Source organism: Terriglobales bacterium (assembly GCA_035567895.1).
Classification (GTDB): domain Bacteria; phylum Acidobacteriota; class Terriglobia; order Terriglobales; family Acidobacteriaceae; genus Gp1-AA112.
Map to the genome: position 1 here is coordinate 189977 of DATMPC010000001.1, position 25614 is coordinate 215590.

The following is a 25614-nucleotide window of genomic DNA, read 5'->3' on the forward strand; positions in this document are numbered from 1 at the left end:
TAATTCGAAATAATCGCTCTAATTCTCCTTGTTCTTGTCTTTCTGCGCAGGCAGGTCAGGCAAGATTCTCCGAAAAATTACCCCGGTCTCAGCTAGCAGAAGGGCACGGCGGTGCCGCATCGCGACCAGCCGTCCCCTTCAAAACCACGCTTGTTCTAAATCTATTTCGCACGAGACGGCAGGCTAGTCCTTCAGCGAGACCGTCATGTTGTCGACGTAGACGTGATAAGGAGAGCTGCTTCCATCTAGATCGACCTGAAAAGCATTGGTTAGCTCGAGACCATTTCCCGTGAATAGCGCACTGTGCGTAATGTTGACTGGATACGTGACACCATCCACAGTGATCGAGTCGTGAATGACCTGTGTTCCTGAAGCGTGGTACATGGCGATGATGTGATGCCATGTGTCGGGAGCAAAAGGCTGAAACGCAACACTGGTGGCTTCCCAGTGCTTGGTCGTGTAATTGAACACGCGCCACGTCTTGCTGGCATAGTCAGCCTGCCAAGCGTAGTTGTAGGTGTAGCCATTCGCGTTCTGCTGGCATTCAAATTCCAAGGCCTGCGGTGCGCTGGCGTACTGCGCAGGAATGTACAGATCGAATTCATAGCGCAGGTAGCTCACTGGATTCGGCACTGTGGGCTGCTCGATGAAGTAATACCCACCTGAATAGGCCGGACCACCGGTAATCCAGAAGTCAGCAGAGCTGCCGCTTAGCGCTGGACTCGCAAGTCCCTGGGTCACGTCGTAGACTGGCCCCGGCCCGGTGCCGCCCTCGTTGCCGCAGCCGCCACAGGTCTGCCAGCCTTTCTGATTCTGGATGCTGGAAATAATGATGGCCCCGGCCGGTGAAGCTGGTGCACTGCCGTTGTTGCTGCCGCTCGATCCAGTCAACTGCGTTGTCGTACTAGCGGAAGAAGGCTTAGCGTTCGAAACTCCACAACCAGTAATTGAGAAAATTCCAATCGATAACGTTCCTATGGCGCAGAACCCTTTCAGATTCAATTGCATCAAGGACCTTTCGGTCGGTGGGGGAGCCGACTGTCAGGTCAAAGTAGGGGAGCATCTACTCTGGATATATCCGGAGAGGCTTGTAGGTGGGTTAAAGAATTCACCTTAGCTGCGGTCTAGCACCTTAGACGCAGAAGACAAGAACGCTTACTCTCTCGCGGTTGCATCAAAAGTCTTTGTTCTGCGAGGTCCACAAAAGCTCATGTTTGGCGCGAACGTTGCTTCAGGCGAAGTGGAATTCCGAGTATGGGCTCCGAAGCTGCAGAAGCTCTCGGTGGAGTTAAATGGCTCGGCCTTCGAGCTAAGCCGCAACGATGCGGACATCTTCTCCGGCAGTCTTAAGGCCAAGGCAGGAGACCGCTATTGCTACCTCGTCGGAGACAGGCGTCTGCCTGATCCGGTCTCGCGTCTTCTGCCCGAAGGTGCGCATGGACGTACGGAGATCGTCGATCCCGAGGCCTTCGAGTGGAGCGATGAAAGCTGGACAGGTCTTTCGTTCAATGAGTATGTGCTTTACGAGCTCCATGTTGGGACTTTCTCGCCCGAAGGCACCTTCGACGGCGTGATTAACAGGCTTGACTACTTGCGATCGCTCGGCGTAACTGCGATCGAGATCATGCCGGTTGCTGCTTTTCCTGGCGAGCGCAATTGGGGCTACGACGGAGTGTCTCTCTACGCCGTTCAGGCGAGCTACGGTGAACCGGAGGGTCTGAAGCGTCTGGTGAACGCAGCGCATCACGTCGGGCTCGCTGTCGTGGTCGACGTCGTCTACAACCATCTCGGTGCAGAAGGAAATTATCTACGCGAGTTCGGCCCGTACTTTACCGATCGTTATCACACGGTCTGGGGCGACGCCATCAACTACGACGATGAAGGCAGTCAGCAGGTTCGGAAATATGTAATCGAGAACGCGCTGTACTGGATCCGCGAGTATCACATCGATGGCCTGCGTCTCGATGCCATCCAGGCGATCTACGACAGTTCAAAGACGCACATCATCAAGGAACTCGCGCGCGATGTGCAGGAGTTCGCTCGCGGTGCTAACCGACAAATCGCTGTGATAGCCGAATCAGACCAGAACGATCGCAATCTGATTTTGCCGGCCAATGAAGGTGGATTCGGAGTCGACGCTGTGTGGAGCGACGACTTTCATCACTCTGTTCACACGTTTCTGACGAAGGAAAATCGCGGCTATTACCAAGATTACGGAGAACCGGAGAAGATCGTAAAGGCACTGAACGAAGGATTTGTATTTCAAGGACAGCACTATCGCTTCTGGCGCGCCTCGCGCGGCTCGAGCACAGATGGAATTCCGCTGCTCAGACATGTCTTCTGCATTCAGAACCACGATCAGGTTGGCAATCGCTGCAACGGTGAGCGCCTTGCTCATCTAGTGCCGCGTGGGGCTGTCAAAGCAGCAGCCGCGTTACTGCTACTCGCGCCGGAGACGCCGCTGCTCTTCATGGGCGAAGAGTATGCCGAGCCCGCGCACTTCCAGTTCTTCACCGACTATGGAGATAAGAACCTGCAAGAAGCCGTAGTCGAAGGACGAAAGAAGGAGTTCGAAGACTTCGGCTGGGAGGAGACTCCGAATCCGCAGGATCCAGAAACTTTTGCGCGCTCAAAATTGACGTGGAAGACCGACGACGAGATGCTTGCCTGGTACCGGCAGCTCTTGGAACTTCGCCGCAAGTTCGTGACGCACTCACCTCGAACCTGTCGTGCACGACTATCAGATGGAGCGATCGTGCTCGAGGTCCCAGCTCAAAACTCCGAGTTGATACTCAGAGTGCGATTTCCCGGATCGGGCAAATATGTCGGCGAGAAGGAAGGAGCCGAGCAAGTCTTGTTACGCAGTCAAGAAGATGGATACGAGACCGTGATCATCAAAAGCGAGCGTACACCCCAAGCGGTGCAACCGAACCAAGCGGCTGCCGACTAGGTAGTTAAGCGCTCACTCCGGCCACGTGAGACTCTGCGGATTCGAACACTCGCTCTACCGTAGCGGGACATAGGCTGTTGTAGCCGCAGTTCTTGCAATGGAATCCCGGAGTGGGATTGAAAGCTCCTGCTCGAATTCCGTTGGCAACGTCCAGGACCTTGCTGCGAATCTTCTCTTCGTTGTTTACCCGCTCGGTTTCGGCGGTGCTGTTGTCTTCGAGGTTATAGAAGGCCAGTCTCTGAACAGTGTGACCTTCGAGCCTCGCGGCCATCGCGTAGATACCAAGCTGAACGCTTGTATCCGCATCCATATTGCTTTTGGGAGCTCCGGTCTTATAGTCCAGCACCTGGACCCCGCCTCCTTCGAGCCGGTCAATGCGATCGATGCGGCCGTTGATCATCACGTTCTCAATCCCGAAACGGAACTTTTTCTCAGTGCTGAGGACACTTGGTTTGGGTTCAAGTGCGCGCAGCGCAACAAACTGCCGCAGTTGCTCAGCCCCCTGGCGCTCGTAGAGTTTTCTTTGCAGGGGCTCATCGATCTTTGCCTGCTCGAACTCTCGCAGAAAGATCTCCACACTCTCTTCCGCCGTGCGTTCGATCCCGCGCATGGCGGCATCGTAAAAGTCTTTCAGAGTGGAATGCATTGCGGCTCCATACTGCAGGGCGGCAGAAGGCTCCTCAGGAAGCCGCCAGTGCTTTTGCAATGCATACTTGAGCGGACAAATTGCATACGTCTGGATTGCCGACGCACTTAACTCCACAGTTTGTAACGAGCTCTCAACGGCGATAGCTGCCCACGACGGCAGTTCACGCGCAATCTCCTTGCGAGCTGCGTCGCGAGGATCTCGAATTCGGAGCGCATGTCTTACGGTGGAGTCCTCGCCGAGATCGCGTAAGAATCCCGAAGGAGTTTCCTGCTTGTTTTTGCCGCCGCGCAAACGACCATAAAGCGTGAGCGCATCGCGAGCCCGAGTAATGGCCACGTAGAAGAGCCGTCGTTCCTCCTCGCGATGGATCTCCTCATCGCTCTTTCCGGCAAGAGAGTTCGCACGGCTGAGCTCGCGCGGAAATTCAAAGAGTGTCTCCTTGTAGTTCATTGGGAACGACTGGGAAACTACGCGCAAAACGAAGACATTCTTGAATTCCAGCCCCTTGGAAGCGTGGACTGTCAGCAGCTTTACTGCGTCGCGATTCGTATCGGCACTCTCGGAAGGCACCTGGTGGAATTCATCCTCTGGGCGCTCAGGAGAAGCGAGTGGAAGCGTCCCTCCGCCGGTCTTATAAAGGTCAAGGTACTCGAGAAACTCAGGCAGCCGGCCGGTCTGAGCAATGCGCTTCTCGCGCCACTTAGCGGCGAACTCCCGAAGGCGAACCAGCTCAACCGAGGTGCTGAAGATATTCAGAATCGCGGCTGCCGCATCGATGACTTGCAGCAGATCGCCATTCGCAGCATCGCAGCTCTGGGCAAATTCATGAAGCGAACGCAGCAGCTCCGATCCACCGGGCACATCTTCGAGGATCTGAGCGACCTTCGTGCCGCGTGGTGATGCGGATAATTTCGCGTACAACGTGTTGAGATCGATGCCCGAGTCTGCGCGCAAAGCGAGACGAAAGAAAGCAACATCGTCAGTGCGGGAAATCGCGCAATGCAGCCATGCGACCATGTCGCGCAACGCATCGCTCTCGAATACATCGGTATCCTGCACTTCAAAAGGAATTGATCTGGCGCCAAGCTCCTCTACCAGCCCCTCGGCATTAGAGTGGCTGCGGAACAGCACCGCGGAGTCGCTCCAGCGGGCGCCCTGAGCATGCAAGTCGAGGATACGCTCAGCAATGTCCGAGCACTCCTGCGGATATTCCCGATAAGGAACTATGTCCACGAGTTCGGTTGCGAACAGCAATGCATCTCCGGTTTGGCGATCTTCTTCGTCGCGGGCGGAGAGCAGCCTTTCGCGGTCGAGACTCAGCCGGCTACCCGCTGGGGAAAATCCTGGATTGTGGCGAATGCTGGAGAAACCGCAATCGAGGATGTTCTGCGTAGAACGCTGATTCGCCGCGAGATTGATGATGTTCTTTTGCTCCAGCCCGTCAAAAACGCTGATGAACTCAGTGAAGGCCGCGCTCGAAGCTCCACGAAAATGGTAGATAGCCTGGTCGGGATCGCCGACTGCAAATACATTCTGCTCAGCTCCCGCCAGCACGCGCGTGAGTTCGATCTGCGCGTGGTTTGAGTCTTGAAATTCATCAACGAGCAGGAAGCGGGCTTTGCGACGCTCGCGCGCAAGCAACAATCCGTCGCTTCGCAGCAACTGCGTTGCCCGAGACACGAGCGCGCCAAAAGTTAAGAGGCGATTTGAAGCTAGCAATGTTTCGACTGCAGTAAAGATCGCTGCAATCTCCTGGCAGAGCTCGAGAACCGTCTCGCGGCTCATGGTCTCAGCTTGTTTTTTCTTCGCGACACGTGGTGCAGCGACTTCGCCGGCCCGAACCCGGGCTACGTACGCCGCGTAGGTGCTCGCGTCCACCAACTCGTCAGAACAGCGGTCAAAAAAAGTGAGCAGATCTTTAAGGAAGCGACCCGGATTCGCAGCGCGTAAAAAACGGTTCAGCGGCAGATCGGCAACTCGCTGACGCAGAAATGTCCATAACTCGAATTGGTCGAGCAATTGGAAGTCTTCTCCAGCTTCACGCAGAAGTTGATAGCAATATCCGTGAAACGTGGAGGCGTGCAGTCCAGATGCAGCGATCCCCGCAGAAGACTTGGCTACCCTTGACCTGATCTCCCGCGCAGCCTTATGCGTAAACGTGAATGCTCGAATCTCGTTCGGATGAGCATGCTTCCCTGTGATCAATCGCGATATGCGATGTACAAGGACGCTCGTCTTACCAGTTCCGGCCCCAGCCAGCACCAGCATGGGTCCTTGAGCGTGATTGGCGGCCTGCTTTTGCTTCGGATTGAGCTGCGAATATGAGATTCCCATGAAGCCCGTGAACACCAGCATGCATTATGCGAAAGAAAGGCGAACAAAGCAACGGGAATTTCCTGTGGATGGGAGTGCAAGTGTGGAAGACAAGAAATCCGCTGGCTGCATGAGTGGCACAGCCGCCCTCGGCTGTGTTAGCTGGGGGACCGCTGGAAGGATTGTGCAATTACCAAAGCTGCAATGGCTGCAGTTTCGGCCCGAAGGATGGTCGGGCCGAGAGATGCCCTTAGCCATTCACTCTTGTCGAACAACGAGAGGTCCGATTCAGTCCAGCCACCTTCAGGTCCAATTGCTAGAGACAGCTCCGATGCCGACTCTATCGTCTCCGCCAGCCTATGCTCACGTTCCGTTTCGGCCAGCACGATCCGTTTCCCGGGGGCACGCGAAATTACATCCTCAATCTTTCCGGGATCGGGAATTTCTGGAACAACATCACGGCGGGACTGCTGCGCAGCTTCATGCGCGATTCGACGCCAGCGTTCCACGCGCTTTCGGGCTGCCGATACAAGATGTGAATCCGTGCGGCGCGCGATCACCGGAACAATGCTGCTAACTCCCAGCTCCGTGCTTTTTTCTATAGCCCACTCAAACCGATCAAATTTGAAGACGGCCAAGTACAGGTGAATCGGCGCTGTTTGTGGCCGAGGGTCACCTTGGGGCAGGTCACGCGTAGAAAAGACGACGCGCTCCGACTCGATCTCCACGATCTCGCCCAAGAGCACACCGGAAGGCGTTGCGATCTCGAATTGCTGGCCTATTCGCGCACGCAGAACGCGGGAGAGATGCTCGGCGTTCTTGCCCAACAGGAAGGCGCGGTCGCCCGACACCTCATCGGCAATCCAGCGACGGCGGGTCATGGGAGGTCGTTTACTGTAGGCGCGCCTTCATGCGTTCAAAGAAGCTGCGCTTGTCCTGCTTGTCGTCGATCTGGGTGATAGTCGCCAATTCTTCCAGAAGCTCGCGTTGACGCGGGGAAAGCTTCTTCGGAATCTGCACGTCGACGTGAACGATGAGGTCTCCTCGTCCCCGGCCGCGCAGCACGGGAACACCTTTGTTCCGAATTGGAATTTGCTGGCCACTCTGTGTTCCAGCCGGAATCTTGAGTGTGTGTTCGCCGTCAAAGGTGGGAACGGTAACTTCGGTTCCCAGCGCCGCCTGCGGAAACGCGATCGACACCATGCAGTGCAGATCGTTGCCGTCGCGCGCGTAGAAGGAGTCTTCCCTTAAACCGAGCACAACATAGAGGTCTCCAGGAGGCCCGCCGAAAATACCCGCCTCACCCTCGCCCTGATACCGAATGCGCGTGCCGTCTTCTACTCCGGGCGGAATATCAATCTGCATCTTGTGTTCGCGAATCACGCGACCTTCGCCGCGGCAGGTCTTGCACGGATCGGTGATCACTTGCCCCGTGCCTCCGCACGTTCCGCAGGTGCGTGCCACGCTGAAGAAGCCCTGCTGATAGCGGAGTTGGCCGCGTCCGCCACACGCATTGCAAGTAGTTGGCTGCTTTCCATGAGCAGCACCTGTCCCGCGGCACGTATCGCAGGTCTCGGACTTGCGTACCGGAATCTCGGTGCTCTTGCCGAAGATCGCGTCCTTCAGCTCAATGTTGATGTCGGCACGCAGGTCTGCGCCTCGCTGTGCGCGGCTGCGGCGTCGTCCGCCACCGAAGGCATCGCCAAATCCGAACAGATCGCCGAAGATCTCGCTGAGGTCCTGGAACGACGAAGCATCAAAGCCGCCCCCACCTCCTCCAACCGCCGCATGACCAAAACGGTCGTACTGCGCGCGCTTATCCTCATCCGAAAGGACGCCGTACGCCTCGCTCGCCTCTTTGAATTTCTCTTCCGCCTCTTTGTCACCAGGATTGCGATCCGGGTGAAACTGCATGGCGAGCTTGCGGTAGGAACTCTTCAGCTCCTGCTCGGTGCAACTCCGGCTTACACCTAGAACTTCGTAATAATCCCGCTTCACTTTTGTAGGCAGGTGGATTCTCCGTTATTTGCTGGTTGGATTTGTGGCCACTCGAACCATCGCTGGACGCAGTAGTCGCTCTTTCAGTTTGTATCCGCGCTGCAGCTCGTCGATCACTTCGTGATCCGCGTGGTCTGCGGACTCCACCATCTCGATCGCCTCGTGCACGCGGGGATCGAAGGTACTCCCCTGCGCAGGAATCACCTGCACACCGAGGCGCGACAAAGCATCGTCCATCTGCTTGCGGATGAGTTCGATTCCCGAACGTAGTGCCGGATCTGCGCCTTCACTCTTCTGGCTGCGCAGAGCCAGATCGAAGTTATCCAAAATGGGAAGGAAGTTTTTCACCGCGTCCGCAACTGCGTACTCTCGGAACTCCACTTGTTCGCGTGCATTACGCTTGCGATAGTTCTCGAATTCGGCCTGAAGGCGCGCGAGACGATCGAGCAGAGCGTCTCGCTCCTGGCTCACACGCTCGTATTCCTGACGCGAGACTCCACCTTGAGACTCCTGCGCCAGCTCCTGAGCATCAGCAGGCGGCAGAGATTCGTGCGCACCGTTTTGCTCTCCGTTTTCTTCTGTCTGTACTCTCTGATCCCGTTCTTTATCGAATGCCATGTTTATGATTACTCGTTCTCATTTAAGACCTTGTCAAACAACTGCGCTATGTAAGACACAGCCGTAATCGTGTGCTCGTAATCCATTCTCGTTGGCCCAATCACCGCCAGCGAGCCAACTACTTGCTGGCCCACTCGCGCCGGTGCTCCAATCAGCACCAGGTTGCGCATCTCGGGCAAGCGATCTTCTAAACCAATCACTACACGGACCGCCTCCTGCTTCGTATCAACGTAGCTGGAGAGCAGCTCCACGATGCGCTGCTTCTCTTCCAGAACTCGCAACATTTCGCGCAAACGCTCGCGATCCGTATCTTTGACAATGAGATTGGAGACCCCTTCTACCCATACAGTTTTGGGATCTTCTTCCTGATGCAGCGCTCCACCGCGATAGAGCTGTTCCAGCGAGCTCATCAGCTTGTCGTACTCGCTACGTTCTCGCTCGATTCGGCGCGCCAGCTCCGTGCGAATCAACTCTATCGTCCATCCCTGGAAATTCAGGTTGATGTAGTTCGCGGCATTCTCGAGTTCAGTTTGGGAAACGTCCCGCTCCATCCGCAGAACGCGATCGCGAACGACTCCCGACTTCGTGACAACCACTGCAAGAACTTTGCCGGTGCTTAGCCGCGAGAAGTAAACATGCTCCAACTCATGGCGATCGTGGCCCGGAGACGATATGGCTACACCGACCCCCCGTGAGATGAGAGACAAGACGTGCGAGGTTCGTTCCAGAAACTCCTGAGGATCCCCGATTCCGAGAAACGAACTGGTAATCAGTTCCTGGTCGGCCTGCGAGATCTGCGCCCGGCCTGTGAGCTGCTCGACGTAATACCGATATCCCTGCGGAGAGGGAACCCGCCCCGCTGAGGTGTGCGGCTGCTCCAGCAGTCCGGCATCGGCCAGGTCGGCCATTACGTTCCGGATGGTCGCCGGGCTCAATCCATCCTTGTTGGCGCGAGCGAGCGTGCGTGAGCCAACCGGTTCGCCGGTTGAGATATAAGTCTCGACAATCGCGGTCAGGATCTCCTGTTCCCGCGACCCTATGTTGGAGCTTGGCATACTGCTAAGTTATTGATTCCGCTTGGATAATACCAGAGACCCGAGATACTCCTAGTGATTAGATGATAGGAACCTGAGTGGGATGCTGTCAAGATAGCACTCCGGGTTCGGGAGTGCTAAGCCTGGAAAAGGCGAACACGAAGGGCACGAAGGAGAACATCAAGGTCACAAAGCAAATAAAGTCGTCAAAACTGGTCTTCAAAAACTGATTCTTCCGTGACCTCCTCTTTTTTCCTTCGTGACCTTCGTGTTCGCCTCTCCCTAGGTTACCGGATCTCAATCACGCTCTCAGTCTTGTGCTCGGCAGCGCTCTGCGCGATCTGGCGCGCGAACGCGAAGAATGACTTGGCGTGCGGAGAATCCTCGCCTCCGAGAACTGCTGGTAAACCCGAATCGCCACCTTTGCGGACGTCCGGATCGAGTTCCACCGATCCCAGGTAAGGCACTCCGAATTGTTTCGCCGTGCGCTCTACTCCGCCCTTGGAGAAGATGTCGATCTCGTGGTGGCAGTGCGGACAGAGGAAGGTGCTCATGTTCTCGACCACGCCAAAGACGTCCACCTTCACGCCGCGAAACATTTCGATAGCTTTGCGCGCATCCTGAAGCGAAACATCTGAAGGCGTTGAGACAACAATTGCGCCAGTGAGCGGTACGGTTTGGAACAACGAGATCACCACGTCACCGGTTCCGGGCGGAAGATCGACGATCAGGAAATCCAGTTCCCCCCACTCCACCTGCTGCAGAAACTGTTTGATGATCGAGTGCAGCATCGGTCCGCGCCACACCAGAGGACGATCACCCGGGCTGATGAACCCAACCGAGATCACCTTCACGCCGTGATTGGTGAGAGGCGCAATGCGGTTTTCGCCGAGCACGTCAGGCTGGCGATTCACACCCATCATCAGAGGCACATTCGGTCCGTAGATATCGGCGTCGAGCAGGCCAACCTTGTAGCCCAGCTTGCCTAACGCCACGGCCAGATTCACCGCCACAGTGGTCTTTCCCACCCCGCCCTTACCCGAGCCGACCGCAATTACGTTCTGTACTCCCGGAAGAGGCATTGGCCCTTGCTGCGGCGGGCCGCCACCATGCATGTGTCCCACAGATGTCTCCTTGAAATCTTAATTATACGTTTGTGTCAGTGAATGGACTTCCTTGGTTTGTTCTCCTAGATTGTTAAGGAAAATGGTCGAAGCCTCTACAGTCTTCCCTCGTAAGCCACGGCACAGTTTGCCAGGCTCATGTCCATGTCGTGCTCAGATTCGCACCCACGTAAAACACACAGAACAAACCTGAACTACCCCCAGCAATCCTTTTCTTGGTAACCTGCATCTCACAACCTTAACTTAGCGTCCCAACTTCGCTCATCTGGCCCGTCTGTACTCGCTGACTGCCATTCAGAGATCAAACTGTCTCAGACGACAAAGGATTACAGTCGGAACAGCGATGCGAAACTCCCCCAAACATCCAAACCTTCTCCACGTGAGCCGCAGTGAGTGCGCATGCGCCTAAGTTTTCGGCTGATTTGTGCGCTTGTTGTCGTCCTGACGCTCGTGTCTCTTCTTTTCTCCTACGCCCAGTTCAAAGGAGAGAGACGTGGGCTGCAGCAGGACTTGCAAAGGCGCGCTCAGATCCTCGCCGACAGCCTGCAGGAAAGCGTTGAACCCGCGCTGGAAAAACGTTCGCGACGGACTCTGCAGCAACTCGTGGAACGCTTCGGCAATCGAGAACACCTGGCTGGAATCGCGATTTACGATCAACAAGAAGTTCCCATCGCCATGACCTCCAGCCTGCGGAAGCGTTTTCCTGACGATGCCTTTGCGCCTTCCAAGATCAAGACATACAGTCGGAACGCAAGGGAATTTCTGTGGCTCAACTCTGTCTATCTGAACGTTCACGCTGTTCCTTTGGATACGGATCAAGGCCCTGCCGGCACGCTGGTCGTGGTCCACGATGCCGACTACATCAACGCGCAAAACTCGAAGTTCTGGAAGCGGGTTTCCCTGCGCATGATAGTAGAGATCTTCCTGATCGGCATTACCGCGCTGCTGATTATTCGCTGGACGATTGAAGGGCCAGCCGCCAGGACACTCCAGTGGATCAGGGCCTCGCGCGCGGGCAAGGTTTCTTCTCAGCCCGATTTATCCGATCGTGATCTGTTCATGCCGTTAAGGAACGAAGTGACCACACTCGTGCAGAGCCTGGCAGCGGCACGCGAGTCAGCGGAAAAAGAGGCGCAGCTGCGGGAAGCCGGGGAATCCACCTGGACCGCTGAAAGGCTTGCAGTACACGTTCGCAGCAAGCTCAATAGCAGCCGGCTGTTTGTTGTTTCCAACCGTGAACCCTACATGCATTCCCGCGAGGGCAAGTCGCTCAAGGTTCTTATACCAGCCAGCGGGCTGGTCACCGCACTAGAGCCAATTCTGCAAGCCTGTGACGGGACCTGGATCGCTCATGGCAGCGGCGATGCCGACCGCGAGACCGTTGACCAGAATGATCGGCTGGCGGTCCCACCCGACGAACCAAAATACACGTTGCGGCGGGTATGGCTCAGCAAAGAGGAAGAAGAAGGCTACTACTACGGCTTTGCCAATGAGGGTCTATGGCCGCTTTGCCATATCGCGCATACCCGGCCGCTGTTTAGGTCGCTGGACTGGGAACGCTATGAGCAGGTGAACAAAAAGTTTGCCAAGGCGGTGCTCGAGGAGATGGCAGGCACGAAGCAGCCGGCGCTGCTCATCCAGGATTATCACTTCGCCCTGCTGCCAAAACTAATCAAGAAGGAGCGGCCCGATGCTCGCGTCGCAATCTTCTGGCACATTCCCTGGCCGAATCCGGAGGCATTCAGCATCTGTCCGTGGCAACGCGAGCTTCTCGATGGACTTCTTGGAGCAGATTTGGTCGGTTTTCATATTCAGTCTCATTGCGACAATTTTCTGGAGACCGTGAATCGCGCCCTGGAATCGCGCGTGGAATGGGAGCATTTCTCGGTGAACCGTGAAGACCACGTAACCGCAGTCAAACCTTTTCCCATCAGTGTCGCGCCCAATATGGAACCGTCCAAACAACCTGTGGACTGGCGGGTAGCCAGCGCGGAGCGGGACGCCTTGCTCAAGGAATTGGGAGTCGATGCTCTTTATCTCGGCGTCGGCGTTGACCGAGTGGATTATACGAAGGGCATCTTGGAACGGTTTCTAGCGGTGGAGAGATTCCTGGAACGCTATCCACACTATGAGGGAAAATTCACATTCATCCAGATTGGAGCACCCAGCCGCACTCACATCCGACGTTACCACGAATTTCTCGCGGAGGTGGAAGCCGAGGCAGAGCGAATCAACTGGCGATTCCGCGCGGAGAGATGGAAGCCGATTGTGTTTCGCAAGCGCCACCACAGCCACGAGGAGATCTCCCGCTTCTACCGGGCAGCGGACCTCTGCCTGGTCACCTCATTGCACGACGGCATGAACCTTGTGGCCAAGGAGTTTGTGTCGTCGCGCGACGATGAGGGTGGCGTGCTCATGCTGAGCCGTTTTACCGGCGCCAGCCGCGAACTGCGCGACGCGCTGATCGTGAACCCCTACGACACCGAGGAGATGTCGGAGGCAATCCATTTTGGGCTGGAAATGGACTCCAAAGAGCGGCGCGCACGAATGCAACGCATGCGGCAGACGGTGAAAGAGCAGAACATCTACCGCTGGGCGGGCACTCTGATTGCGGAACTTTGCCAGGTACGGCTCGACACCGGAGGAGAGGGAAAAAAGGGAAAGGCCAACGCGAACAGCGCCGCATGAACCCAGTCCTTCCCATTCTGGCCCTGGCCTCCGACTATGATGCAACTTTGGCCTTCGAGGGCAAGATTGCTCCGCACACGCGCGATGCGCTCGCGCGCCTGAAGGCCTCGACCCGCAAGCTGCTCCTGGTAACTGGGCGGGAACTCGAAGACTTGCTCGCGATTGCCCCGGAAATTGCGCTCTTCGATTGCACGGTGGCTGAAAACGGTGCGGTCCTATACTGGCCTTCGCGCCGCCACATCGAATCGATTGCTCCTCCACCACCTAAGCAGTTTCTGGAAAAGCTGCGCCAACGAGGAGTACAACCCGTGTCCGTGGGCCGCTCCATTGTCTCCACAAAGCAGCCGAACGCCGGTACTGTGCAAGAGACGATTGCTGACATGGGACTGGCACTCGACATCATCTTTAACCGCGACTCGGTGATGGTGCTTCCTGCAGGCGTCAACAAAGCGACTGGTCTGACTCGCGCACTGAGGGAATTGGGAGTGCCGGCAGCGCAGGTGGTCGCCGTGGGCGATGCGGAAAACGATGAGGCTTTTCTCAGGTTATGCGGATTTTCTGTAGCCGTAGCCAATGCGATCCCGAGGATCAAGCAACTGGCGGATATGACCACAGAGCAGGAACACGGTCCCGGAGTGGTTGAGCTAGTGGAGAAAATCCTGGCTGGCGAACCACTCCGTCAGCCTTCCCCGCGCAATCCTCTTTGTGGCGTTTCGTCCACGCACTTGGAGAAGTGAATGTACCGCCCCTCCCAGGGCTCAGGATCTTAAAGACGCATACCCGGCACCGTGTGCGGGGCTCATGTCACTTTGTGCCGCGAAACGCGGCACACAAGCAAAGGCGAACAACATCAGTCACACCAGTTGGAAAACCTCGTGCCGCATTCACATCGCAGCAAGCCTCGTGCAGCGTTTCGCAGGATTCGAAATGAGCCCGGCATCCCATGCCGGGTAGGCGGCCCGCAGATCCCGAGCCCCGGAGGGGCAGCACCTATCTTCACGCGCGGGAATTCTTAATCCATGTTCGATCACACAGGGGCGGACCCATCATTTCCCCATCAATTCCAATAACTCCGTGACCTCCGTCTGGATCGCGGTCCTTAACGTCGGCTGAAAATCAGGAGCAAACAGTGCCGAGTGCAAGGACGGCAATTGCGCACCCGATTGCTGCGCATCCGCGAACTTCTGAGGATTGACGGCGCCGACGTGGAACATCGCTTCGGGAATACCGTCCTGAGCGTAGTAACTGAAATCCTCGCTTACCATTTTGGGCGACACTTCAACCACGTTGCCATCGCCCATGGAACGACGTAACGATCCCACCAGCCGCTCTGTAAGCTTGGGATCGTTATAAACCGCGATCGTGCCCTCAGTGATTTTCACTTCAGGAGCGCGGGGAGCCCCGGCGAGCTCCGCCTCGGCTTTGGCCACGCGCTCGATGCCCTTTAGCACGCGCTCGCGAACTTCCTTCTTGTAAGTGCGCACAGAGAGGCCAAGCATTACCTGATCGGGAATAATGTTGTTCTTAGTTCCACCATGAATCTGGCCCACGGTGACCACAACTGGATCAAGCGGATTGTTTTGCCGAGAGACCAGCGTTTGGAGTCCGCTAACGATGCGAGCAGCGATGACGATGGGATCGATTGTCATCTGTGGCTGCGCTCCATGTCCTCCTTTGCCAAAAACCGTGATGTCGATCGAATCGGAGTTGGCGAGCGCGTAGCCGGGGGTATAACCGACTTTCCCTGCCGGTAGATTATCGGCATCATGCACGGCCAGCGCGAAGTTCGGTTTTGGAAATCGCGTATATAAACCATCGGCTAGCATTGCGCGCGCGCCTTTGACTACCTCCTCGGCGGGCTGCGCGATCATGATGAGCGTCCCGCTCCATTGCTGCTTGTGCGAAGCCATCCACTTGGCGGTTCCGATCCATGCAGTCATATGCAGATCGTGGCCGCACGCATGCATCACCGGCGTCCCGTCCGTGCTATGCACCTTGCTGGCAAAGGGAAGCCCGGTCTTTTCTTCGACAGGAAGCGCGTCCGTGTCAGTTCGCAGCAAAACATTTGGCCCCGCGCCGTTTGGGAGCACTGCCACCACACCATATCCACCCACCCCCGGCGTAACGTCGTATCCAAGTGGCTTGAGCTCCGAGACCAGCTTTGCCGCAGTCCTTTCTTCGTGAAGCGATAATTCCGGAGCCTGATGAAGGTCAACGTAGAGCTTTTCTAGATTGGGATAGAGCTGATCGAAGTCGGTGGATGAGACTGGTGGATTGGCCGAAAACGCCGTTGGGTTACTTAGTGAAACGGCTAGCAGAAGAGCGCGCAAACGCATTAGTTGGAATCTCCCGGAGGGTGAGTATACGGGACGAAGAGGTGTGAGGCGGCGTTTAGCGTGAGTCAGTCAAATGTGGACAAGGTGAAGGAATATGTAAGTGATCAGGAGAAGCACCACCAAAGGGTGTTGTTCGCAGAAGAATGGAATGCCCCGTTGAAGAAGCACGTGAGATCGTTAAGTCGCGCGGCGTAGCATGTGCCGCACTACGAGGTTCCGGAAATGAGGATGTCATGCCTTTAACAGAAGTAACACTAATTACCGAGGCCAGCCTTGCGATCAGATTGCCTTGGGTAAAGCTCAATTACGTTGGTTCGAGGCTCCGACGGATCGGCAGCAACCTCAAATCGGTAATTTCCCAGCGTGATCAATTCAGGCCTTTGAGTAATAAGCGTTGCAGAGTCAGAACGGGAATTCGTCTCTTCATTATCGGTAGGAAAAACTTTCAATGCGAAATACGCCATGAGTAGGAAGCCGGAGAATATCCAAGCCAACTGCAACCAGAAGAGAGCGTCGACTACTCTTTCCCACAAGCTAGGATGCAATCGCGCACCTCTCTAAAAACGAGCGGAGATGATCAGGCCATCATCTCCGCCCATGTCGCCGAGGGACGACCAGGAGAGACTTTACGGAAACTTGATATTTTCGCCCCTAGAGCGTTCTTGGTTTCACCGCAGCAACCTGCGCTATCGGCCCAACCAACAAAGTCACTTCTAATAGACCACTTCGGCGCAGGAATTGACCTTAAGACGTGCAGTTCCGGTGTAAAGAAAGGTAAATCGGCAGGTTTTGGACGGCGGAAACGTGACACAATTCTGCTATCGCTCGTATTAGATTGAGATGTTGGAAAAGATCCTGATTATCGACGATGACGCCGAACTCTGCGAAATGCTGTCGGAGTATCTGCGAAAAGAAGGTTTTGAAGTCGAGACCGTTCAGCACGGCGGGAGAGGTCTGGAGCGGGCGCGCGAAGGCGGTCACCATATAATCGTCCTCGACGTGATGCTTCCTGGGATGAACGGATTCGATCTGCTGCGCGAGTTACGCACCTCCTCTGATATTCCAGTATTGCTTCTGACTGCACGTGGCGATGAACTTGATCGTATCGTCGGCCTCGAAATAGGAGCCGATGACTATCTTTCCAAGCCGTTCAATGCACGAGAGTTGCTCGCGCGTATCCGAGCGATTGGGCGGCGTAACGCGAGGGAGCAGCGTGCAAGCAGCATGCCCAAGCAGCCTGTGCAGGTAGGTGATGTGGACCTTGATCCGGGATCACGGACCATCACCCTCAATGGGAAGATTCTAGAAACGACAACGGTCGAGTTCAATTTGCTCGAAGTTCTGCTACGATCTGCCGGCAACGTCGTAAGCCGGGACGAGATTGCCTCTGTGGTACTCGGACGGGAACTTAGCCCGTTTGACCGGAGCATCGACGTACACATCAGCAAGCTTCGTAAGAAGCTGGGGAGTCTGCCGAGCGGGCGGGAACGCATTAAGACGATTCGCAATACCGGTTATATGTACGTTTCAACCGTGAACTCGCCAGTACGAGAGAAGCAGCTTAGGTAACATGCGCAGCCTTTTCTTCAAGATTTTTGCCTTCTTCTGGCTTTCCACGGCTCTCATTGTGGGTGTGTTCGTCGCCACGGCGAATCGCCCGACGGAGGACGAGATCCGAACTGCGGTTCACAGGGGACTCACTCCGGCCATCCTTACGAATGCCGAGATTCTGATCCACTCTTACGAGAGCGGTGGCTGCCAGGCAGTTCTGGAAAGCAAGAAGTCGGTTGAGCCGGGACGAATGCCACTCGATCTTTTGGATGGCAACGCAAATTTTCTTTGCGAGAACAAGCGCCGCAAGATGAATTTGGGAACTCTGCCCGTCCCAGGAGGTGTTGAGTTCCGCACCATCGACAACCAGCGCTTTGGGGTGACCGGCCTGCTACACGGCCAGTCTGCTAGTTATCTCGCGATTCTTGAATTGCGCCGCATCGAACTTCCTCTGGTTCGAGGAAATCTTTTCAAACGATTAAGTCTCTCGCTCATCATCTCCGGTTTGATTTGTGCTTTACTCGCGCGTTACCTAACACGGCCCATCACGCGCCTGCGAACTGCCGCCCAAAAGATTGCTGCGGGGGATCTCAAGGCTCGCGCGGGCACGAGCTCCATTCAGCTCGATGAAGTGGGACAGTTGGTCCAGGACTTTGACCTGATGGCTGAGCGACTTGAAGTTCTGATTGGCGCGCAGCAGCGCCTAATCAGTGACGTCTCTCACGAGCTGCGATCGCCTCTCACGCGGCTAAAGCTGGCTCTAGACCTTGCTCGCAGCGACTCCGGAATAGAGCACTCCCCCGCGCTCGATCGAATTGAACGCGAAGCAGAAAGACTCAGCGGTCTGGTGGGCATGTTACTCACGCTCTCGCGACTGGAATCAGGCGACTCGGTGCCGACGAGCACCATGGTTCACATTCCCGATCTATTGGCAGAGATCGCCGCGGATGTTGAGATTGAGGCGCTGTCGCGAGGATGTTCAGTCACGCTGGACCGGATGCAGGAATGCTGGATCGAAGGAGATCAAGAATTACTGCGCAGTGCCTTTGAAAACGTGGTCCGGAACGCGATCCGTTATACCGAGCCTGGTACGGCCGTTCAGATCAGTATCAAATGTGAAACTAGCGATGTGAGGATTCTTGTCCGTGACCACGGACCTGGAGTGCCTGAATCCGAACTGGACAACGTATTCAAGCCCTTTTATCGAGTGGATACTTCGCGTGAGCGTCGAACCGGTGGCGCGGGACTTGGTCTCGCGATTGCAGAGCGGGCGATAAAACTTCACAACGGCAAAATTGGCGCCGGCAATCTCAAAGAGGGCGGATTCCAGATCGAAATCTCTCTCCCGATGGCCGTGGTAACCGTCTAATCTGGGCTCGTGATTTATCATGCGAGCCCATGAAAATTCTTGCCCGGTCTATCGGTCTCCTGTGCCTTCTGGGTTGTACTTGTGTTGCGCAAACTTCTGCCTCTGCACAGCAAGCTCCACCCCAGACAACTGATCCTGATCTCGAACGGCTCGTCTCTCAACTTCAGCGTGCGAACCTAGCCCTCAACGACTGGCCGAATCTCGGCCGCTATCGTGATGCAAACGCTAACACCCCACAGCCCGCACCCGGCGAGAACCGAGTTGTGTTCATGGGTGATTCCATTACAGATGGTTGGGGCAAAGGTAAGGCCCAATTCTTTCCCGGAAAACCTTACATCAATCGCGGCATAAGCGGTCAAACAACGCCGCAAATGTTGGTCCGCTTTCGGCCCGATGTGATCAGTCTCAAACCCAAATTGGTAGTGACGCTGGCCGGCACCAATGACATTGCCGGTAACACGGGTCCAGAGACATTGCAAAATATTGAGGACAATCTCATCTCAATGTCCGAGTTGGCGAGAGCGAATGGCATCCGCGTCGTCATTGCGTCGGTAATGCCCGTTTGTGATTCACTCAAGGCTCAGAGCGGGCGGCGACCTCCGCCGCAAATCGTCGCTCTCAATGAATGGATCAAGAACTACACGGCTAAAAACGGATTTGGCTATCTCGACTACTACTCGGCGATGGTCGATGGCTCAGGCATGCTGAAGAAGGAACTCACATACGACTGTTTACATCCGAATGACTCCGGTTACGCAGTAATGCAGCCGCTAGCGGAGCAGGCGATCGCGGACGCCTTCAAGAAATAGACCAATGTCCGACGACTCATCCGTTGCGGCAACGCAGAACTTGGCCGATCGCGCTAACCAGCGCAATGCGCTCATTGCAGGATTTCTTGGCTGGACGTTGGACGCCTTCGACTTCTTCGTTCTCACGTATGTGTTGAACGACGTTGCTCGTGACTTCCATCGTACCCGGCCTGACATCGCGCTAACGCTGACTGCCAGCCTCGCCATGAGACCCGTGGGCGCGCTGATCTTTGGATTGCTCGCCGACCGCTACGGAAGACGATTGCCGCTGATGCTGGACGTTATCTTCTACTCCATCATTGAGGTTCTCTCCGGTTTTGCGACTAGTTACAACGTTTTCCTGCTCCTGCGATTGCTGTACGGCATCGGCATGGGAGGTGAGTGGGGAGTGGGAGCATCTCTCACACTTGAGTCAGTTCCCGCGCGCTGGCGCGGTCTAGTTTCAGGACTTCTGCAGGAAGGTTATGCGCTCGGCAACATACTCGCCGCCGTTGCTTATTTCACGATCTTCCCCCGGTTTGGATGGAGAGCACTTTTCTTTGTCGGCGGCCTGCCTGCGCTGCTATCGCTCTTTATTCGTGCCAAAGTGAAAGAATCGGAGGCGTGGCATTCAACGCGTACCGACTGGCAGACATATTGGACTGTCGTTCGACACAATTGGCGTCGCTTCTTGTATCTCGTGCTGCTGATGACCATGATGAGCTTCATGTCACACGGCACTCAGGACCTGTATCCGACATTTCTGAGTGTGCAACGCGGATATGCACCCCGTGCAGTTGCGGTAATCAGCATCATCGCAATGATCGGAGCTATCTGCGGTGGACTGGCATTCGGGGCTTATTCCGATCGCAAGGGTCGCAGGCGAGCCATGATCACCGCCGCGCTGCTCGGCTTGGCCGCAATCCCACTTTGGATCCTCTCGCCGACCACGGCACTGCTGATCGCCGGTGGATTTACGATGCAGTTCATGGTGCAAGGAGCATGGGGAGTGATTCCAGCGCACATCAACGAACTTTCACCAGGCGGGCTCCGCGGATTCTTTCCGGGATTCGCCTACCAGCTTGGAGTGCTCTGCGCATCGACGATCAGCTACATCGAGCCTGTGCTCGGAGAGCGATTTTCTTACACGCAGTCAATGGGGATTCTTGCCGCGGCATTCCTTAGCTTGGCTGCGCTCGTGATCTATCTCGGACCCGAGGCCAAAGGCGTGCACTTCGGTGCTCCGCAGAGCATACCTTAGTGTTGTCTGTTTAGTGGCGAGGTTATGGTTAGCAATTGATTCGATACGCCAGAATCGAGAGACTTGATGCGTGTCAACCGTCACGTCGTCACTCCAAACTCAGCGCATGACCAACTCAATTCGAACTCAGCGCTGGGCCATCTTCTTCGTCGGCTTTCTCCTTCGATTCGGATTCGTGTTATGGCGAAAGACCTATGTCCAATTACCGGGGCGACCCTATCCATTTGCTCTGGAAATATCGAGTATCGCCGCCCACCTGGCGCGAGGGCTGGGGTTCAGTTCGCCCTTTCTCATCGACACTGGGCCAACGGCTTGGGTTGCTCCGGTATATCCAATCCTGGTTGCAGCAGTCTTCAAGATCTTTGGCGTTTATTCAAACAGATCGGCGCTGGTGATTCTTGGATTGCAATGCATTATGGCAGCTGCTACCGGAATTGCCATATACGCACTGGGTAGGCGTACGTTCGGCGAGAAGATCGGAATCTGGGCTGCATGGATCTGGACGGTGAGCCCCATCTTCTTCAGATGGCCCACCTCGTGGATTTGGGATTTCGCGGCCAGCGGCCTGCTATTAACAACGACTCTGGTTCTAACCCTCGATGTCGCTGAGAAGGGAGAACGACAGCTTTGGCTTCAATTAGGTGGGTTATGGGGACTTACAGCTCTCACAAATCCCGCGTTGCTCAGCATTCTCCCCTTCAGCTTTCTCTACGCGATGCTGGCGAGCGATTACGATCGAGGTAAGCGGATTAGAAATGCTGCAATCTCAATGATCGTATGTCTGATGATCATCTCTCCATGGGCGATCAGGAATATGAAGGTGTTTGGTCATCCCATTGTTCTTCGTAGCAACTTTTGGTTTGAGTTTCATCTCGGGAACTACCATTATTCGAATGGAATGGGCTATGCCGGACTTCATCCTGGAGGGAACCCTCGGGAATTACGGAAATATGCTGAACTCGGTGAACAGGGCTACATTCAATCAGCCAAGAATGCAGCACTCAGCTTTGTTCGGAGTTACCCACGCGAGTTCATCGATCTCAGCCTTGATCGCACTCTTTGGTTTTGGGATGGTACTCCACTCCTCTATCAGGGAGAGGAATGGTGGCGACCGTGGAAATTCTGGCCTTTGTCTATTACCGCATGGGCAGGGATGATCTTTCTGCTCACTCGCAGACCCCGAGGCTGGCTACTCTATGCCGCATGCCTTGTGGCCTATCCGCTTCCCTATTATCTCGTTTACCCGATAGCGAAATACCGTTATGCGATTGAACCGGAGATGCTCTTGCTCTCGGTCTATTTGGCGAGTGTGCTCTGGTCGGAGTTTAGAATCCTTCGTCCGTCTGCGCAAAGGGAGGCTTAGAACGCGTGGACTATCTGATCGATTTCCCCATCAATAGACCATCTAGCTGCCCCGGATAATATCTCCGCAGTGTCTTCCAAACCGAGTAACCGTGCTTCTTATAGAAAGCGAGAGCCGGGCCATTGTTCACTGCTACCTCGAGAAATACTGAGCTACACCCCACGGACGCAAACTTTGCTTCAAGCGCCTTCATCAAATCCGATCCCAGACCGGCGCGACGAGCAGATGAATCTACGTCGAGAGTGATGACATGCCCGAACCCACGAGCTTCAGGATGGCCAAGGATGAATCCACATAGCCGTTTTTGTTCCCACGCTACCAGGCAGATAGCGGATTTGTGGCGCATGTAGTACGCAAGTTCCTGTCGCGAGTAAGCGATTTCCGGTGAAAAGCATTGTTGATCCAAAGCCCACAATTGCTCGAAATCTTCCGGACAGCAATTGCGCAACTCAGTCATCAAGAACTATTCGGGCTTTCCTTTTTGTATGAAAGGCAGTTTCTTCCAATCAGCAACGACGACATGCCCGTCATTGCGAAGCACATAGACCGCACCAGTGGGATCGTGCGGTATCGAATGGAGCAATCCGGAAGCGATTAGTTCTCTCCAGGACGACGGATGGTGCCCCGTGCGGCCGGCAAATTCTGAGACTACGGATTCCAGTTGGGGAATCTCCTGATCGACAACCAGAGACGCAAGATGAAGCTCAGCGTTTCTCTTGAGACCTTTGTCGGTCGATTCGTTGTAGATGTTTTGCCACATGTAACGTGCTGTCTCCAAACTGCCAGCTTCCGTGAGCATCTTCGCCGCCATCAGCTTTAGCCACGGGCGGGCGCCTGGGACCCTGGATCCTTCCTCGAACGTTTTGGCCGCCCCAAGATAGTCGTGCTGCCCGAGGTACTGTATGAATCCTAAAGTGAAATACAGATGCCACTCGTCGGGGTTGTTGCGAATACCTTTCCTGATGAGTGCTATAGCAGCGGCGTCGTCACCAGCGCCACTAGGCGGCGGTTGATCCAGAAATGTGGATCCCCACTCGTAAGCAACCACGAGATTAGGATCCAGAGTGGTCGTAATATCCAGTAAAGGTGCCAGCGCCTTGTATTCTGTCGAATCGCGCTGGTGTTGCCTGCCAAAGTACTGCACCACACGCATCCAGTAAATGTCGGCGAGCAGCCCTGAATAGCCAAGGCTGGCGCGTTTCACGAACTCCGGAGAGGACATAAACAAGACGTCTTCCATCGGCGAGAAGGGAAAAGCGTGCGCGATTCTGCCCACCAGAATGAAACTGGCTGTGATCGAAACGACGAGCACGGCCACAACCAGCATTGTCGAGCGGCGACTCATTTCAGATCCCGACGCGAAAAAATCAGTACAGCGCCGCTGATCGTCGCCGCGGCATACAGAGCCGTATACAGGGTGTTGTAACCAACAAGGCTTGCCGGTATGAGTTGATCGTGCGATACCCGTGTGATCACATTCAGCGAGGCAAGGTTAGGAACTACATAGGACGCAGCCCTCGCCAGCCAACGTTCGGGTCCATGGCCCATCGCAGCAAAGGCCCGAAGGTCTCCCGCGAAGGTACCCGCAACAAACATCGACAGAGCAAAAAGTGCCGAGAGCAATGGGGAAGAGAAAGACGAGAAAAACAATGCGAGCCCGATGATCACGACGAATTGCAGGAAAAGAAAGTAAATGGCGATGAGGATGTTGGCGTCAGCGCGACTAAAGCTTCGCGTCATTAGCAGTAATGCCAAATAGAAGCCGGTCGTCATCGCGGCAGTGTTGACGAGTAGAGTCCCGGCCAAGCCACAATACTTTCCAAAAATGAACTCGCCGCGTCCAACCGGACGAGAGAGCACCGGATACAGAGTGCGTCTTTCAATTTCTTTTGAAACGAGACTAATACCAACGAAGATCGAGATTACAATCCCGAAAATCGAAATCGCGCTCAGACTTAGATTGATAAGCAGCACGCGCTGAACGCCAATCGAGATCTCTCCCAATAATGGCGACATGGCCACGAGCAGCAAAGCAAAGAAAACCAGGTTGTAAAGCACCCGATCGCGTACCGCTTCCCTGAAGGTATTGAAGGCAATGGCTCGTATGCGGCTTGTCATCGCGGCACCTCAGCCGGCTCACCGAGCTTCTGCAGGAAATACTCTTCAAGAGATCCACCCACTGGATTCACGGAGATCAGCCTTGCAGACTGATTCTTGAGGGTCTCCAGAGCGGGCTGCAGTTGATCCTCGCTTACAGTTGAGCGTGCAACGTCTCCCGCTACGTGAGTCTCGTTCCCAAAGATCCGCATCGCAGGTATCGCCGACGTACCCTGCCAGACCACCTCGAACCGGCTACGATTCTTGGCTACAAGGTCAGGCACGACGCCAACACCGCGAAGTTCCCCCTTGTTTAGCACGGCAACCCGGTGACAGAGAGCTTCTGCGTCGGCCAAAATATGAGTGGAAAAAAAGACAGTCTTGCCTTCTCGGTTTAGCGACTGGATGAAATCTCGCATTTCCCGCCGCCCCAGCGGATCGAGTCCTGACATAGGCTCATCGAGAAACACCACTTCGGGCTCATGCAGTACTGCTTGGGCAATCCCAACGCGTTGTAGCATTCCTTTGGAGAACTTGCGTAGTTGGGTGCGCGCCTGCTCGGCCAGTCCCACTCGTTCCAAGAGTTTGGGAATCCGTGATTGCCGATCGGAAGCCGAAACACCCGAAAGCGTTCCATAGTAGTCGAGCAATTCGAGGGGAGTGAGATAATCGTAGAAGTACGGCTGCTCTGGAAGAAATCCAATCCTGGCCCGAACGGCAGGATCGCGCCACGGTTGGTTCAGGATTCGTGCTGTGCCGGCGGTCGGGAAAATCAGGCCCATCAAAAGCTTTAACGTCGTTGTCTTACCCGCACCGTTCGGTCCAAGAAAGCCGAAGACTTCCCCTTGTGGTATCTCAAGATGCAAACTCTTGAGGCCAACCTTCTGCTTCTTATGCCAAAACCCGACTTTGTAGATCTTTTCTAATCCAAGAATCTCGACGGCCAGCATATTTCCTATATTTGCAAATGTTGGAGGATAGCGTAAACCATCTTCGCTAACTCGGCGGAAGCTCTATATTGCCAGCGCAATGCGGAATATGACGATAACTACTAGAGTTCATTGGCGCCCTCAGGGATCAAGAGGTGAAGCGTTAAGGGCTCTAACAGTACTTTTTCCGCTGGGCCTCACCTGTATTTCCGAAGATTGGTTCCCTAATAAAGCAGGGGAACCCTTTGCGAGGGCTCCCCTGAACATCAGACTGAAAACAACTTACTACTGAAGCGGAGTGTCTGTGCTGGCGGCCGTTCCAGCAGGATTGAAGCGGATCACACCGCTCGCGTCTGCGTAGAAGTAGCGGTTGCCGGTTTGTCCTTGAGAAGCCGGATTGCCGTTCAGTGCGAAACTGATATTGGTGAAATTAGAGACAGCATCCGCTTGTGGCGTATACGCGAAGGTATATCCACTCTTCGGACTGCCTGTGGCAGCCCCGGCGAGAACCGCGTCAATTAGACAAGTTTGCGTCGAAGTCGGCAC

Annotated in this window: 21 protein-coding genes; 8 read left to right on the forward strand and 13 right to left on the reverse strand. The window is 55.3% G+C overall.

The window, feature by feature from the left end; translation table 11 throughout:
* Positions 1-183: 183 nt before the first annotated feature.
* Positions 184-1008 (reverse strand): hypothetical protein, encoded by an 825-nt coding sequence (locus VNX88_00760; GenBank protein HWY67158.1) that lies wholly within the window; start codon positions 1006-1008, stop codon positions 184-186.
* A 202-nt stretch (positions 1009-1210) separates the two neighbouring features.
* On the opposite strand from VNX88_00760, the gene treZ reads away from it, so the two are divergent.
* Positions 1211-2950, forward strand: a complete 1740-nt coding sequence (gene treZ / locus VNX88_00765; protein HWY67159.1) for a malto-oligosyltrehalose trehalohydrolase — start codon at positions 1211-1213, stop codon at positions 2948-2950.
* 4 nt (positions 2951-2954) lie between these two features.
* On the opposite strand, the gene VNX88_00770 is transcribed toward treZ, so the two are convergent.
* The 6 genes from VNX88_00770 to VNX88_00795 all read right to left on the reverse strand — a co-directional run bounded on the left by VNX88_00770 (position 2955) and on the right by VNX88_00795 (position 10677).
* Positions 2955-5954 carry an ATP-dependent DNA helicase gene (locus tag VNX88_00770; protein HWY67160.1) on the reverse strand — a complete coding sequence of 1000 codons (3000 nt, stop codon included), beginning with the start codon at positions 5952-5954 and terminating at the stop codon, positions 2955-2957.
* 116 nt (positions 5955-6070) lie between these two features.
* Positions 6071-6793 (reverse strand): RsmE family RNA methyltransferase, encoded by a 723-nt coding sequence (locus VNX88_00775; GenBank protein HWY67161.1) that lies wholly within the window; start codon positions 6791-6793, stop codon positions 6071-6073.
* A gap of 10 nt (positions 6794-6803) precedes the next feature.
* Positions 6804-7910, reverse strand: coding sequence for a molecular chaperone DnaJ (dnaJ, locus tag VNX88_00780; GenBank protein ID HWY67162.1), 1107 nt, complete (start codon positions 7908-7910; stop codon positions 6804-6806).
* 24 nt (positions 7911-7934) lie between these two features.
* Entirely contained in the window at positions 7935-8528 is a 594-nt protein-coding gene (gene grpE, locus VNX88_00785; protein ID HWY67163.1) for a nucleotide exchange factor GrpE, read from the reverse strand.
* 8 nt (positions 8529-8536) lie between these two features.
* Entirely contained in the window at positions 8537-9583 is a 1047-nt protein-coding gene (gene hrcA, locus VNX88_00790) for a heat-inducible transcriptional repressor HrcA (protein HWY67164.1), read from the reverse strand.
* A gap of 266 nt (positions 9584-9849) precedes the next feature.
* On the reverse strand, positions 9850-10677 hold the full coding sequence (locus VNX88_00795) for an Mrp/NBP35 family ATP-binding protein (GenBank protein HWY67165.1): 828 nt from the start codon (positions 10675-10677) through the stop codon (positions 9850-9852).
* Between the two features lie 408 nt (positions 10678-11085).
* Here VNX88_00795 and VNX88_00800 point away from each other — a divergent pair, with 408 nt between their 5' ends.
* Positions 11086-13374 carry a trehalose-6-phosphate synthase gene (locus VNX88_00800; GenBank protein HWY67166.1) on the forward strand — a complete coding sequence of 763 codons (2289 nt, stop codon included), beginning with the start codon at positions 11086-11088 and terminating at the stop codon, positions 13372-13374.
* Positions 13371-14111, forward strand: coding sequence for an HAD family hydrolase (locus tag VNX88_00805; GenBank protein HWY67167.1), 741 nt, complete (start codon positions 13371-13373; stop codon positions 14109-14111). Before VNX88_00800 ends, VNX88_00805 begins: the two co-directional genes overlap by 4 nt.
* Before the next feature lie 309 nt (positions 14112-14420).
* Here VNX88_00805 and VNX88_00810 read toward each other — a convergent pair whose 3' ends face one another.
* Complete coding sequence (locus VNX88_00810) at positions 14421-15710, reverse strand: amidohydrolase (GenBank protein ID HWY67168.1); 1290 nt, start codon at positions 15708-15710, stop codon at positions 14421-14423.
* Between the two features lie 840 nt (positions 15711-16550).
* On the opposite strand from VNX88_00810, the gene VNX88_00815 reads away from it, so the two are divergent.
* The 5 genes from VNX88_00815 to VNX88_00835 all read left to right on the forward strand — a co-directional run bounded on the left by VNX88_00815 (position 16551) and on the right by VNX88_00835 (position 22042).
* Positions 16551-17279, forward strand: a complete 729-nt coding sequence (locus tag VNX88_00815; protein ID HWY67169.1) for a response regulator transcription factor — start codon at positions 16551-16553, stop codon at positions 17277-17279.
* A gap of 1 nt (position 17280) precedes the next feature.
* On the forward strand, positions 17281-18630 hold the full coding sequence (locus VNX88_00820) for an ATP-binding protein (GenBank protein HWY67170.1): 1350 nt from the start codon (positions 17281-17283) through the stop codon (positions 18628-18630).
* 29 nt (positions 18631-18659) lie between these two features.
* On the forward strand, positions 18660-19439 hold the full coding sequence (locus VNX88_00825) for an SGNH/GDSL hydrolase family protein (GenBank protein ID HWY67171.1): 780 nt from the start codon (positions 18660-18662) through the stop codon (positions 19437-19439).
* 4 nt (positions 19440-19443) lie between these two features.
* Positions 19444-20679: an MFS transporter gene (locus VNX88_00830; protein ID HWY67172.1), complete on the forward strand. Its 1236-nt coding sequence runs from the start codon at positions 19444-19446 to the stop codon at positions 20677-20679.
* A gap of 106 nt (positions 20680-20785) precedes the next feature.
* On the forward strand, positions 20786-22042 hold the full coding sequence (locus tag VNX88_00835; protein ID HWY67173.1) for a glycosyltransferase family 39 protein: 1257 nt from the start codon (positions 20786-20788) through the stop codon (positions 22040-22042).
* A gap of 10 nt (positions 22043-22052) precedes the next feature.
* Here VNX88_00835 and VNX88_00840 read toward each other — a convergent pair whose 3' ends face one another.
* From VNX88_00840 to VNX88_00860, 5 genes are all read right to left on the reverse strand, one after another.
* The gene (locus VNX88_00840; GenBank protein ID HWY67174.1) at positions 22053-22499 is read right to left on the reverse strand and encodes an N-acetyltransferase; all 447 of its coding nucleotides are present in this window, start codon (positions 22497-22499) and stop codon (positions 22053-22055) included.
* A gap of 6 nt (positions 22500-22505) precedes the next feature.
* Positions 22506-23387: a hypothetical protein gene (locus VNX88_00845; protein ID HWY67175.1), complete on the reverse strand. Its 882-nt coding sequence runs from the start codon at positions 23385-23387 to the stop codon at positions 22506-22508.
* Positions 23384-24160 (reverse strand): ABC transporter permease subunit, encoded by a 777-nt coding sequence (locus VNX88_00850; protein ID HWY67176.1) that lies wholly within the window; start codon positions 24158-24160, stop codon positions 23384-23386. The genes VNX88_00845 and VNX88_00850 overlap by 4 nt, the downstream gene beginning before the upstream one ends.
* Positions 24157-25089: an ABC transporter ATP-binding protein gene (locus VNX88_00855; GenBank protein ID HWY67177.1), complete on the reverse strand. Its 933-nt coding sequence runs from the start codon at positions 25087-25089 to the stop codon at positions 24157-24159. The genes VNX88_00850 and VNX88_00855 overlap by 4 nt, the downstream gene beginning before the upstream one ends.
* Positions 25090-25353: 264 nt before the next feature.
* Positions 25354-25614, reverse strand: a 261-nt coding sequence (locus tag VNX88_00860) for a hypothetical protein (GenBank protein ID HWY67178.1), incomplete at its 5' end; no start/stop codon positions are given.